At 76.2% G+C, this 12,805-nt stretch carries 11 protein-coding genes; 8 read left to right on the top strand and 3 right to left on the bottom strand.

Annotated elements, in window-relative coordinates; translation table 11 throughout:
- Positions 1-340 precede the first annotated feature (340 nt).
- The 3 genes from ACWIX7_RS26180 to ACWIX7_RS26190 all read left to right on the top strand — a co-directional run bounded on the left by ACWIX7_RS26180 (position 341) and on the right by ACWIX7_RS26190 (position 4,842).
- Positions 341-1,225, top strand: a complete 885-nt coding sequence (locus tag ACWIX7_RS26180) for a diacylglycerol kinase family protein (RefSeq protein ID WP_448619320.1) — start codon at positions 341-343, stop codon at positions 1,223-1,225.
- 127 nt (positions 1,226-1,352) lie between these two features.
- The gene (locus ACWIX7_RS26185) at positions 1,353-4,211 is read left to right on the top strand and encodes a DEAD/DEAH box helicase (protein WP_448619321.1); all 2,859 of its coding nucleotides are present in this window, start codon (positions 1,353-1,355) and stop codon (positions 4,209-4,211) included.
- A 28-nt stretch (positions 4,212-4,239) separates the two neighbouring features.
- The gene (locus tag ACWIX7_RS26190; RefSeq protein ID WP_448619322.1) at positions 4,240-4,842 is read left to right on the top strand and encodes a DUF4333 domain-containing protein; all 603 of its coding nucleotides are present in this window, start codon (positions 4,240-4,242) and stop codon (positions 4,840-4,842) included.
- 4 nt (positions 4,843-4,846) lie between these two features.
- Here ACWIX7_RS26190 and ACWIX7_RS26195 read toward each other — a convergent pair whose 3' ends face one another.
- Entirely contained in the window at positions 4,847-5,764 is a 918-nt protein-coding gene (locus ACWIX7_RS26195; RefSeq protein WP_448622193.1) for a 5'-3' exonuclease, read from the bottom strand.
- 66 nt (positions 5,765-5,830) lie between these two features.
- Between ACWIX7_RS26195 and ACWIX7_RS26200 the strand changes: the two genes are divergently transcribed.
- Genes ACWIX7_RS26200 through ACWIX7_RS26210 form a run of 3 tightly spaced genes read left to right on the top strand, consistent with a single transcriptional unit; the run spans position 5,831 to position 8,602 of the window.
- Complete coding sequence (locus tag ACWIX7_RS26200) at positions 5,831-6,988, top strand: M24 family metallopeptidase (RefSeq protein ID WP_448619323.1); 1,158 nt, start codon at positions 5,831-5,833, stop codon at positions 6,986-6,988.
- On the top strand, positions 6,963-7,448 hold the full coding sequence (locus ACWIX7_RS26205) for an Lrp/AsnC family transcriptional regulator (RefSeq protein WP_448619324.1): 486 nt from the start codon (positions 6,963-6,965) through the stop codon (positions 7,446-7,448). Before ACWIX7_RS26200 ends, ACWIX7_RS26205 begins: the two co-directional genes overlap by 26 nt.
- A gap of 35 nt (positions 7,449-7,483) precedes the next feature.
- Positions 7,484-8,602 carry an Rv2578c family radical SAM protein gene (locus ACWIX7_RS26210; protein WP_448619325.1) on the top strand — a complete coding sequence of 373 codons (1,119 nt, stop codon included), beginning with the start codon at positions 7,484-7,486 and terminating at the stop codon, positions 8,600-8,602.
- A gap of 414 nt (positions 8,603-9,016) precedes the next feature.
- Here ACWIX7_RS26210 and ACWIX7_RS26215 read toward each other — a convergent pair whose 3' ends face one another.
- Positions 9,017-9,874: a hypothetical protein gene (locus ACWIX7_RS26215; protein ID WP_448619326.1), complete on the bottom strand. Its 858-nt coding sequence runs from the start codon at positions 9,872-9,874 to the stop codon at positions 9,017-9,019.
- Here ACWIX7_RS26215 and ACWIX7_RS26220 point away from each other — a divergent pair.
- Both ACWIX7_RS26220 and ACWIX7_RS26225 read left to right on the top strand, forming a co-directional pair.
- Complete coding sequence (locus ACWIX7_RS26220) at positions 9,873-11,174, top strand: glutamate--cysteine ligase 2 (RefSeq protein ID WP_448619327.1); 1,302 nt, start codon at positions 9,873-9,875, stop codon at positions 11,172-11,174. The genes ACWIX7_RS26215 and ACWIX7_RS26220 overlap by 2 nt on opposite strands.
- A 35-nt stretch (positions 11,175-11,209) precedes the next feature.
- A complete protein-coding gene (locus tag ACWIX7_RS26225; RefSeq protein WP_448619328.1) occupies positions 11,210-12,067 on the top strand; it encodes a lysophospholipid acyltransferase family protein in 858 nt (285 codons plus the stop codon).
- Between the two features lie 87 nt (positions 12,068-12,154).
- Here the strand turns inward: ACWIX7_RS26225 and ACWIX7_RS26230 are convergent, their stop codons facing one another.
- On the bottom strand, positions 12,155-12,682 hold the full coding sequence (locus tag ACWIX7_RS26230; RefSeq protein WP_448619329.1) for a GNAT family N-acetyltransferase: 528 nt from the start codon (positions 12,680-12,682) through the stop codon (positions 12,155-12,157).
- Positions 12,683-12,805 lie beyond the last annotated feature (123 nt).

Here is a 12,805-nt window from a genome sequence, read left to right on the forward strand (position 1 = left end):
GTGGGCGACGCCGCGACGCTCCCAAGCCGCGGCGTCGGCGACCGCGGCCGGTCGGGACCCGTCGTCCCGGTCGAGGACCTGCACCCGGTGACCCTGGAGGGCGAGGGCGAGGGCGAGGGCGAGGGCGAGGGCGAGGGCGAGGGCGAGGGCGGCAGCGGCCCCGGCCCCGGCCACCCCGGCACCGGTGACGACGACGCGCATGACCCCTCCTGCGGGACCCGCCTGCCAGGCGGGGTCGGCGACGAAGGTCATCCCCGGGTCGCGCCAGGATCCGACCTCGGTCGTGCGCCGGAGGTCGTAGGGTCCGGGCGCCCGACCCGCGACCTCCGGAGGACCCTGCATGCCCGCCGCCGAGGTCGCCGTCCTGGTGAGCCCGGCGGCCGGCCGGGGGCGGGGCCGGGCCGCCGTCGGCGCGGTGTTCGACGTGCTGCGCGCCGCCGGGCTGGCCCCGCGGGTGCTGCCCGCGACCACCCGCGCCGCCGCCGAGACCCAGGCCGCCGCCGCGGTCGCCTCCGGCGCGGCCGCCGTCGTCGCGGTCGGCGGCGACGGCGCCGCGCACGCCGCCCTGCAGGCGGTCGCAGCGACCGGCACCCCGCTGGCCGTCGTCCCGGCGGGCACCGGCAACGACCTGGCCCTCGCCCTCGGCGTGCCGGTCGACCCCGCAGCCGCGGCCGGGGCGGCGGCAGCGGACCTGCGGGCGGGGAGGTCCGCTCCGTGGACGCCGGCCGCACCAACGACCGCTGGTGGGCCACCGTGCTGTGCTGGGGCTTCGACTCCGCCGTCACCGACCGGGCCGACCGGCTGCGCTGGCCGCGCCGCTACGACCTCGCGGTCCTCGCCGAGCTGGCCCGGCTGCGGCCGCGGGAGCTCACGCTGGTGCTGGACGGCGAGCCGCGGACCCGTGGCCGCCACGCTGGTCGCCGTCGGCAACACCGCCTGGTACGGCGGCGGCATGCGGATCTGCCCGGCCGCCGACCCCGCCGACGGCGCCTTCGACGTCACGGTCGTGGGGCCGGTCAGCCGCCGCGAGCTGGTGCGCGCCCGCCCGCGGCTGACCACCGGCACGCACGTCGAGCACCCCGCGGTCACCGTGCACCGCGTCTGCCGGGTGGAGCTGGCCGGGGAGGGGCTGCGCACCCACGCCGACGGGGAACCGGTCGCGCCGCTGCCGGCCGCCAGCGTGTGCGTGCCCGGCGCGCTGTCGGTGGTGGGCACCGGCCGCTGAGCCGCGTCCCTGACGGCCAGCCGGGGGGATTCCTGGCGTACCCAGCCGCCACTGTGCCGTTATCTCCAACACTGTCGCTGACGGGGCCGGCCGCGCCGAGCGGAGGAGACGCGCCTAACGTGGAGGCATGTCCAGCCCCGCTGAGCGGTACGCGGCTGCCCGGCGGCGCGGCGCGCACCCCGCCCTGGCCGACTTCACCGCGGAGCTCGGCTTCTCCCTCGACCCGTTCCAGGTGAAGGCCTGCGAGGCCCTCGACGAGGGCGCGGGCGTCCTCGTCTGCGCGCCGACCGGTGCCGGCAAGACGGTGGTGGGGGAGTTCGCCGTCCACAAGGCGCTGGCCGAGGGGCGCAAGGCCTTCTACACGACGCCGATCAAGGCGCTGTCCAACCAGAAGTACAACGACCTGGTCGACCGCTACGGCGCCGACCGGGTCGGCCTGCTGACCGGCGACAACGCGGTCAACGGCGACGCGCCCGTGGTGGTGATGACCACCGAGGTGCTGCGCAACATGCTCTACGCGGAGTCCCCGGCGATCGACGGCCTGGGCTACGTGGTCATGGACGAGGTGCACTACCTCGCCGACCGCTTCCGCGGCGCGGTGTGGGAGGAGGTGATCATCCACCTCCCGCAGTCGGTGACGCTGGTGTCGCTGTCGGCCACGGTCAGCAACGCCGAGGAGTTCGCCGACTGGCTGGTCACCGTCCGCGGCCACACCAAGGTCGTCGTCAGCGAGGTGCGGCCCATCCCGCTGTGGCAGCACATGCTGGTGGGCAACCGGGTGTTCGACCTGTTCAGCCTGCGCCCGGCCGCGCACGCCGCCGAGCAGGGCGACGACCCGCGGGGCCTGTCCACCCGGGAGCGCGGCGCCAGCGTCGTCGACCCGGAGCTGGTCCGCTACGTGCGCGAGTACGAGCGGCGCCTCGACACCTGGGGCGGCGGCGGCAACGGGGGCTCGCGCCGCGAGCGGGACTGGCACAAGCCGCGCTACCGCCCGCCGGCCCGACCCGACGTCATCGAGCGGCTGGACCGCTCCGGCCTGCTGCCGGCGATCACCTTCGTGTTCAGCCGCAACGGCTGCGACGCCGCCGTCGACCAGTGCCTGCGCTCCGGGCTGCGGCTCACCGACGAGCACGAGCGGGCCGAGATCGCCGCGATCGTCGACGAGCGCACCGGGTCCCTGCCGGAGGAGGACCTGCACGTCCTCGGCTTCTGGGAGTGGCGCGAGGGGCTGCTGGCCGGGATCGCCGCGCACCACGCCGGCCTGGTCCCGGCGTTCAAGGAGACCGTCGAGGAGTGCTTCGTCCGCGGACTGGTCAAGGCCGTGTTCGCCACCGAGACCCTCGCGCTGGGCATCAACATGCCGGCGCGCACCGTCGTCCTGGAGCGGCTGGTCAAGTGGAACGGCGAGGCGCACGTCGACGTGACGCCAGGGGAGTACACCCAGCTCACCGGTCGGGCCGGCCGCCGCGGCATCGACGTCGAGGGGCACGCCGTGGTCGTGTGGGCGCCGGGCATGGACCCCTCCGTCGTCGCCGGGCTCGCCAGCACCCGCACCTACCCGCTGAGGTCCAGCTTCCGGCCCAGCTACAACATGGCCGTCAACCTGGTCAGCTCCTTCGGCCGGGCCCGCGCCCGTGAGCTGCTGGCCTCCTCGTTCGCCCAGTTCCAGGCCGACCGCTCGGTCGTGGGGCTGGCCAGGTCCGCGGCCCGGCATGAACGCGACGCCGAGCGCTGGGCCGCGGAGATGCACTCCGAGGGCGGGGACGTCGCCGGGTACGCGCGGCTGCGCCAGGAGGTCGCCGACCGGGAGAAGGAGCTCTCCCGCGACTCGGCGGCCAAGCGCCGGATGGAGGCCTCCGAGGCGCTCGCCGCGCTGCGGCCCGGTGACGTCATCCGGGTGCCGTCGGGACGGCGGCAGGGGCTGGCCGTCGTCCTCGACCCCGGGGTGACCGACCTGACCGAGCCGCGCCCCCTGGTGCTCACCGAGGACAAGTGGGCCGGGCGCCTGGGCAGCGTGGACTTCCCGACGCCGGTGACCGCCCTGGCCCGGGTGCGGGTGCCCAGGAACTTCAACCACCGCAGCCCGCACGCCCGCCGGGACATGGCCGCCACGCTCCGCAACGCGCGGGTCGAGCACGACCTGGGCGCGCGGCGGGTCAAGCAGCGCTCCGCGGCCGCGGACGACCCGGTGCTGCACGACCTGCGCCGGGCGTTGCGCGCGCACCCGGTGCACGCCCTGCCCGACCGGGAGGAGCGGGTGCGGGCGGCGGAGCGCTGGCTGCGGGCGACCCGGGAGGCCGAGGCCACCCACCGGCGGATGGCCGAGCGCACCGGCTCGCTGACCCGCCAGTTCGACCGCACCTGCGACGTCCTGGAGGAGCTGGGCTACCTGGTGCCCGACCCGGCGGCGCCGCCCGTGGTCGAGGGGGAGGACCCGGTGGACCACGAGGTCGCCGACGTCTCCCCGGTGGCCACCGACGACGGCCGCCGGCTGGCGCGCATCTGGTCGGAGGCCGACCTGCTCGTCGCCGAGTGCCTGCGCGCGGGTGTGTGGCGCGGGCTCACCCCGGCCGAGCTCGCCGCCGCGGTCTCGACGCTGGTCTTCGAGGCCCGCCGCGAGATGCCCGGTCAGCCCGCGGTCCCGGCCGGCAAGGTCGCCGCGGCGATCGCGGAGATGCGGCGGATCCGCTCGCGGCTGCAGGACGTCGAGCTCGACCACGGCGTCCCGGCGACCCGCGACCTGGACCTCGGCTTCGCCTGGGCGGCCTACCGCTGGGCCGACGGGCAGAGCCTCGACCGCGTCCTGGCCGGTGCCGAGCAGGCCGGCACGGAGCTCTCCGGTGGGGACTTCGTGCGCTGGGCCCGCCAGCTGCTGGACCTGCTCGACCAGCTGGCCAAGGTCGCGGACACGACGCTCGCGGTCACGGCCCGGACGGCGGTGGAGCGGGTGCGGCGCGGCGTGGTCGCCGTGGCGGTCGGCGGCTGAGCCGTGGGTGGGGCAGGATCTGTCGACGATGACCAACCCCCCGCACGGCGGCCCGCCGCCCGGTGAGCCGGGCCGGCCGCCGCAGCAGTGGCCGCCGCAGCAGTGGCCGCCGCAGCAGTGGCCGCCGCAGCCAGGGCCCCCGCAGCCCGGGCCCTGGGGACCGCCGGGCCCCGGCCCGCACGGCGGCCAGCCGCCGCAGGGGCCGCCGTACGGGCAGCCGGCCTACGGCCCGCCGTCCCCGCAGTACGGGCCGCCCTGGGGTGGGCAGCCGGCTGCCGGCCAGCCGTGGGGCCAGCCGCCGTACGGGCCGCCGCCCGCTCTGCCGCGCAGGTCGCGCAAGGGGCTGGTGGCCGGCATCGTCGTCCCGGCGGTCCTCCTGCTGGTCGCCGTCGTGCTCGCCCGGCTCTTCGCCGACACCGTGCTCGACCCCGAGCGGGTCGAGGCGGACGTCGCCGAGCAGTTCGAGCAGATCGAGGGCGTGGCGATCGACCTGACCTGCGACGACGAGATGCAGGTCGAGCAGGGTGCCGACTACGAGTGCACCGGCACCACGGCCGATGGCGAGGAGGTCACCCTCCGCATCGTCATCACCGACGAGACCGACGCCTCCTACACCTGGGAAGAGGTCTGAGGGCTCAGCGGAGCGCGTCCTCCGGCCAGCCCAGCGCCGCACCGAGCCGCCGCAGCGAGGACTCGATGCCGTGCGCGGCGGCCAGCGCCGCCAGCGCGTCGGGGTCGGCCGGACGGCGGGGGAGCGTGCCCTCCACCGCGGGCAGGTCGACGTCGCGGGCGACGGCCACGACCACCGGGGCGGCGTCGAGGTAGTCCGAGCCGGCGTGCAGCTTCTTGAGGACGGCGGCGGTGAGCGGCGGCTTCGGGACGACGGTCCGCGCGGCGGCCTCCCGGATGCCGGCCAGGTCGCCGAACTCGGTGATCAGCGCCGCCGCGGTCTTCGCCCCGATGCCGGCCACCCCGGGCAGCCCGTCGCTGGGGTCGCCGCGCAGCACCGCGAAGTCGGCGTAGGCCCGCCCCGGGATGCCGTACTTCGCGGTCACCGCCGCCTCGTCGACCAGCTCGAGGTCGGTGATGCCGCGGGCGGTGTAGAGGACGCGCACGCCGCGCTGGTCGTCCACCAGCTGGAACAGGTCGCGGTCGCCGGTGACGACGTCGACCGGGCCGCGGGCGCGGGTGGCCAGCGTGCCGATGACGTCGTCGGCCTCGTAGCCGGGGGCGCCGACCCGCGCCAGCCCGGCCGCGGCGAGCACCTCCACCAGCACCGGCACCTGCGGGCCGAGCTCCGCGGGGGTCTCCTCGCCGCCGTCGGGGGAGAGCCGGTGCGCCTTGTAGGAGGGCAGCGCCTGCACGCGGAAGGCCGGGCGCCAGTCGTCGTCCCAGCAGGCGACGAGCCGGTCGGGCGCGTGGGCGGTGACCAGCCGGGCGGTCATGTCCAGGAAGCCGCGGACCGCGTTGACCGGGCGCCCGTCGGGTGAGGTGACGCTGGTCGGCACCCCGTAGAACGCCCGGAAGTAGAGGGAGGCGGCGTCGAGCAGCATCGTCGTCACGACTCGGGACGGTAACGGCGGGGGGTGCGCGACGTACCGCCTGGTTAGGCTCCGATCGTGCCCTCTCCGACCGACGCTCCGACCGTCGTCGCGCCGCTGGTGACCATCGACCGCGTCCTCGCCGCGCGGCAGGTCGCCGCGGAGACCGGGGTCGACCTGCTCGTCGTCACCCCGGGCTCGGACCTGCGCTACCTCTGCGGCTACTCCGCCCACGCGATGGAGCGGCTCACCGCGCTGGCGGTGCCGCGGCGGGGCGAGCCGTTCCTCGTCGTCCCCCGGCTGGAGGCGCCGATGGTCGACGCCAGCCCGGCCGGCGGCCTGGGCCTGGAGGTGCTGGCCTGGGACGAGACGGACGACCCCTTCGCGCTGCTGGGCCGCACCGCCACCGCCCGGTTGGGTGCCGCGCCGGTGCGGGTGGCAGTGGGCGACCGCACCTGGGCGCTGCACGCGCTCGGCGTCGCGGGCGCCCTGCCCGGTGCGGCGCTGGAGCTGGCGAGCCCGGTCGTCGACCGGCTGCGGATGGTGAAGACGCCGGCCGAGGTCGCCGAGCTCGCCACCGCCGGCGCGGCCATCGACCGGGTGCACGCCCGGATGGGGGAGTGGCTGCGGGTCGGGCGCACCGAGGCCGAGGTGGGCGCCGACATCGCCGCGGCGATCCTCGCCGACGGGCACGTGTCGGTGGACTTCACCATCGTCGGGTCCGGGCCCAACGGCGCCAGCCCGCACCACGAGCTCTCCGGCCGGGTCGTGGAGGAGGGGGACGTCGTCGTCGTCGACATCGGCGGTGAGACGGCCACCGGCTACCGCTCGGACTGCACCCGCACCTACGCCGTCGGGCGCGCGCCGGGGCCTGAGGTCGCCGAGTGGTACGCCGTCCTGCAGGAGGCCCAGCGCGCCTCGACCGCCGCCGTCCGCCCCGGGGTCACGTGCGAGCAGGTGGACGCCGCCGCGCGCGACGTCATCGCCGCCGCCGGCTGGGGCGAGCACTTCATCCACCGCACCGGGCACGGCATCGGCCTGGACACCCACGAGGCGCCCTACATCGTCGCCGGCAACGACCTGCCGCTCGAGCCGGGGATGGCGTTCTCCGTCGAGCCGGGCATCTACCTGCCCGGCCGCTGCGGCGCCCGCATCGAGGACATCGTCGTCTGCACCGACGACGGCGTCACCGCGTTGAACGAGGGTCCGCGTGAGCTCGTCGTCCTCCCCGGCTGAGGGCGGCGGCGGGCCGCTCACCTCCGGGGACGTCGACCGGGCGCTGCTGGCCGCCCTGGCCCGCGACGGGCGCGCCAGCTACACCGAGCTCGCCGAGCGGGTGGGCCTGTCGGTGTCGGCGGTGCACCAGCGGGTGCGCCGGCTCGAGCAGCGCGGGTTGATCACCGGGTACCACGCCAAGCTCGACGCGGGGTCCCTCGGCCTGGGGCTGACCGCGTTCGTCGCGATCACGCCGTCCGACGCCGCCTCGCCGGACGAGGCGCCGTCCCTGCTGGCGCACCTGCCCGAGATCGAGGCCTGCCACTCGGTGGCGGGGGTGGAGAGCTACCTGCTCAAGGTGCGGACGTCGTCCCCGGACGCGCTGGAGGCGCTGCTGCGGACCATCCGGCAGACCGCCAACGTCACCACGCGCACGACGGTGGTGCTCTCCACCTCCTACGAGGATCGCCCACCGCTGTAGCGCCGGCTGGACACCGCAGTCGAACGTGTGTTCGAATGACCGGCGTGCGGTGGGATCCCCAGCGGCTGGACGCCGTCGACCCGGCCACGCTGCCCGGCATGCCGACGATGCGCGGCCTGCTCCGCAGCGTCCAGGTCCCGGAGTTCCCCGGGCTGACCTTCCACGAGGTCCGCAGCAAGAGCGCGCTCAACGAGGTCCCCGGCGACTCGCCCGTGCCGTTCCGCTGGACGATCAACCCCTACCGGGGCTGCTCGCATGCCTGTGTGTACTGCTACGCCCGTGGCACGCACCAGTGGCTGGAGCTGGACACCGGGCGGGACTTCGACACCCAGGTCGTCGTGAAGACCAACCTGGTCGACGTCCTGCGCCGCGAGCTGGCCCGACCCTCGTGGCAGCGCGAGCACGTCGCCCTGGGCACCAACACCGACCCCTACCAGCGGGCCGAGGGACGCTACCGGCTGATGCCCGGCGTGATCTCGGCGCTGGCCGGGTCCGGCACGCCGTTCTCGGTCCTGACGAAAGGCACGCTGCTGCGGCGGGACCTGCCGCTGCTGGTGGCCGCTGCCCGCGACGTCCCGATCGGGCTCGGGGTCTCGATGGCGATCTGGGACGACGAGCTGCACGCCTCGCTCGAGCCCGGCGTGCCCAGCCCACGCGCCCGCCTGGACCTGGTGCGGGCGATCACCGACGCCGGGCTGACCTGCGGGGTCTTCCTCGCGCCGGTGTTGCCCGGCCTCACCGACCGGCTGGCCGACCTCGACGCCGCGCTGCGTGCCGTCGTTGAGGCGGGCGCCACCGGCGTCACCGTCGTCCCGCTGCACCTGCGCCCCGGCGCCCGGGAGTGGTTCTCGGCCTGGCTGGGCCGCGAGCACCCGCAGCTGGTGCCGCGCTACCAGCAGCTCTACCGCCGCGGCGCGGGGGTCGCGCCGGGGTACCGCAGCTGGCTGGCCGGGCGGGTGGCCCCGCTGCTGGCCCGGTACGGCCTGGACCGGCAGGCCGGGGGAGCGGCCCGCGGGGTCGACGGTGGGAGCGCGCCGGCCGGCATCCCCGGGGACGGGGACCGCGACTTCCCGGCAGGCAGCCTGCCGGCGACCCCACCGGGGCAGGTCCGACGCGCTGCGGTCGTGGAGGGTGAGCAGCTCACGTTGCTCTGACCCGCCGCCGCACGGGACCGGGACCGTCGTCCCTGACGCGCCCCTCCGGCGCCGGACCGTTATCCCCAACTGACCGACGCGCGCCCCGGCAGAGACGACCTGCACCGACGGGGGAGGGGAGCCCCCAGATCCCCGACGGGCCGGGTGGGTCCGACGCAGGGGCCGGCGGCCGCGAGGGCTGTCGCGCCGAGCCGCTCGCGGGTGGAGCGGGCGGCGAGGGCGGCGCGGCGCCGCGCCGGTACGGTCCCGGACGATCCGAGCCGGCCGGAGAGCCGTCTCCGCTGCAGCCGTGCGGGAGTCCCTGGCGGCGATGACGCGGACTGAAGTCGCGCCTTCGACCGTTATCCCCAACGTATGCGCTGCTGCAACGAAGAGACGAGAAACCGCACCTACACCCAAAGAGCCGCGCTCGAGTCACGAACCGCGGCCCTCGGCTTCCCGCGCCGCCCGGGCGGCGCTGCGCTTGGCGCGCACGGCGCCGCGGGGGGCGACCGGCTCGGCGCCGCCCGCGAGCGCGAGGCGGCGGTAGGAGTCGTAGGAGAGGGTCAGGTACTGCACGGCCAGCGCCTCGGCCCACTCGCGCCGCGACGGTGGTGCGGTCATCCGCAGGTGCTGTGCCGTCCGCACGGCGTGCTTGGCGAAGGTCACCTGCAGGGCCTGGGTGGACAGCTGGGCGCCCACGGCCGAGGCGGGGCCGGGGCCGCGGCGCAGTGCCGGCAGAACCCACGGGCTGTCGGCGAGGGCGGGGAACCGGGCGCGGCAGGACTCCCAGGCGTGCCACGCGGTCAGCGCGCCCGGCACCGACCACTCGCCGTCCTCGGTGCGGACGACGATCCGCCGCGCCGTCGGGTGCACCTGGTCGCGGCGCAGCGACCGGAACTGCCCGACGGTCCCGGGCCAGCCCAGGGCCAGCGCGCACCACGCCACGGTGCGCAGGTGCTCGGGGTCCTCGGTCCTGATCTGGGAGAGTGGCCGCAGCTCCAGGGTCTGCGGGTCGGGCTCGGGCGTCCGCACCATCGGCAAGGCGATCCCGCCGTACCGGGCGACCTTGCTGTACAGGGCGACGGTGGCCGGCTTCCAGCCGCGCGCCGCGGCGATGGGCTCCATCCCCTCCTCGACGAGGGCGTCGGGCCCCATGCCGACCTCGAGCGCGGCGTCGACCAGCCGGCGCCACTGGGCCTCGTAGCCCGGAGGCACGGGCAGCCGGTGCCAGGCCCGCTCGGGGGGCGGAGCCGGCATGGCCGGGAGAGGCGGTTCCCACCGGTCGCTCATGCTCTCACTCTACCGTTATCACCAACAAGTAAGACAAGAACTCAGGAAGGACACCGGCGCCTCCGGCGCCGCCGCACCGACAACAACAGTTCCGCCGCTCATCCCGTTCGGCGCGCGGCACCGCGGCAGGCTGGTGATGCTGATCAGCGTGCGGACGGTGGGTGTCGAGGAGGAACTGCTCGTCGTCGACCCCTCGGGTCGGCCGGTACCGCTCGGGCCGGCCGCGCTGGAGGTGGCGGCCCGACGTGGCGAGGGCGAGACGGTCGAGGAGCACGACCGCGCCGAGCGGGAGGACGGCGACACGGGCGAGGTCGACGATCCGGCCGCCCGCCTGGTGCCCGAGCTCAAGGCCCAGCAGCTGGAGTTCGGCACCCGCGTGTGCACGGGCCTCGAGGACGTCGCCGCCGACCTGCGGCACTGGCGGGAGCGGGCGGACGCCGCGGCCCGCGGTGTCGGCGCCCGGGTGGCCGCGCTGGCCAGCTCGCCGGTGCGCGTCGAGCCGCGGACCACGCCGGGGGAGCGGTACACCCAGATGGCCGACACCTTCGGGCTCACCGCGGCCGAGCAGCTGACCTGCGGCTGCCACGTGCACGTCGCCGTCGAGGACGACGAGGAGGGTGTCGCCGTCCTCAACCGGATCCGCGTGTGGCTCCCGGTCCTGACCGCGCTGACCGCCAACTCGCCGTTCTGGCTGGGCCGGGACAGCGGGCACGCCAGCTACCGCGCTCAGGCGTGGAACCGCTGGCCGTCGTCGGGCCCCAACGAGCTGTTCGCCGACGCCGCCGCCTACCACCGGCTCGTGCAGGAGCTGCTGGCGACCGAGACGATCGTCGACACCGGGATGGTCTACTTCGACGCCCGGCTGTCCGAGCGGTGGCCCACCGTCGAGGTGCGGGTCGCCGACGTCGCGCTGCGGGCCGAGGACGCCGTCACCCTCGCCGGCCTGGCGCGCGGTCTGGTCGACGCCGCCGCGGGGGAGTGGCGGGCCGGGGTGCCGGCGCCCGCCGTCCGCAGCGAGGTGGTGCGCATGGCCGCGTGGCGGGCCAGCCGTTCGGGGCTGACCGGGGACCTCGTGCACCCCGCCACCGGCCGCCCCGCGCCGGCCGCGGAGGTCGTGACGGCGCTGCTGGAGCACGTGCGGCCCGCGCTGGCCGCCGCCGGGGACGAGCAGCGGGTCGCCGACGGCGTCGCGGCGGTCCTCGACCGGGGCACGGGGGCGGACCTGCAGCGGCGGGTGTTCGCGGAGACCGGTGACCTCACCGCGGTGGTGCGGGCGGCGGTCGAGGCGACGCACTCCTGACAGCGGTGCCCGGAGACGCCGGTTATCGTCCCGCCATGTACACCGCCAGCTGGGGCGACGTCGTCCGCCGGGACCTCTTCGGTGCGCACCCGGACCCCCGCGACCGCCCGTACCGGTTCGTCATCAGGCTGGCGCTGGCGGTGTTCCGGCTGTTGCGCTTCCGCTTCGACGTCCGCGGCGCCGAGCACGTGCCGACGTCGGGCGGCGCGGTGGTCTGCAGCAACCACGTCAGCTACCTGGACTTCACCTTCCTCGGCCTGGCGGCGCTGCCGCAGCACCGGCTGGTGCGGTTCATGGCCAAGGCCTCGGTGTTCCACCACGGCTTCTCCGGGCCGTTCATGCGGGCGATGCACCACATCCCCGTCGACCGGAAGGCCGGGGCGGCCGCGTTCGACCTCGCCGTCCGCGCGCTCAAGGACGGCGAGGTGGTCGGCGTCTTCCCCGAGGCGACGATCAGCAGCAGCTTCCGGGTCAAGGAGCTCAAGGCCGGCGCCGCGCGGATGGCGATCGATGCCGGCGTCCCGGTCATCCCCGCAGCGGTCTGGGGCGGCCAGCGGCTGTTCACCAAGCACCACCCGATCCAGCTGACCCGCGGCGTGGCGGTCACCGTCGTCCTCGGTGAGCCGATCCGCCCGGAGCCGGGGGAGGAGACCCGCGCGCTGCTGGCCCGCATCCGCACGGCGATGGAGGCGTTGGTCGACGAGGCGCAGCGCACCTACCCCCAGCCCCCGGCCGGCCCCGACGACCTGTGGTGGCAGCCGGCGCACCTGGGCGGCACCGCGCCGACGCTCGAGGAGGCCGTCCGCCTGGACCACAGCGACGTCAGGGGCAGCCGCCCCAAGGCGAGCCCTCTGGCGAGGGTGCGCCGGCTGCTGCGCCGCCGCGCCCGCTGATGGGCGGCCGACGAGCCGAGTCCTGGGTCGGCCCCGTCCAGACGCTCGCCGCGAGCCTGCGGGCGGTGAGGAGGACGCGATCCTCCTTCAGTCGACGACCGCAGGCGCCATGAGCCGGAAGGCGTCGAGCTCGACGTCGTACCAGCGGCGCATCCGGCCCAGCGGGGTCATCCCCAGCCGGGTGCAGACCGCCACCGACGCGGTGTTGCCGGGCCGGACGACGGCGTACACCTCCGGCAGGCCCGCCCGGAAGCCTCGCTCGATGACCGCCCGCGCCGCCTCGGTGGCGTAGCCGCGGCCCCAGCTGTCCGGGTGCAGGTGCCAGCCGACCTCCACCTCGCCCACGCCGTGGGGGAGGGGCTTGAGCAGCACCGTGCCGGCCACCGTCCCGGAGTCCAGCTCGAGCGCCCAGACGCCGAAGCGGTCGTCGGCCTGCGCCACCGCGCGCCAGCGGGCGACCAGCTCGACCGGCGGGACCGACGGCGTGCCGCCCAGCCAGCGGGTGACCTCGTCACGGCCGTAGAGGTCCACCAGCCGCGCCAGGTCGTCCCGGCGGGTGGTCCAGGGCCGCAGCCGCAACCGGGCGGTGCGCAGGTCCCCGCGGTCGGCCGCCACGCCGTCCTGCCTACCGCCGGGGGCGGTCCGCGGCCACCGGACGCCGGACCCCCGGGACGCGTTCCCGGAGGCACCGTGGTGTCCTTCCCCGGGGGCGGACGGCACCCGCGCGACGGAGGGGGC

Source organism: Geodermatophilus sp. URMC 65, assembly GCF_053502545.1.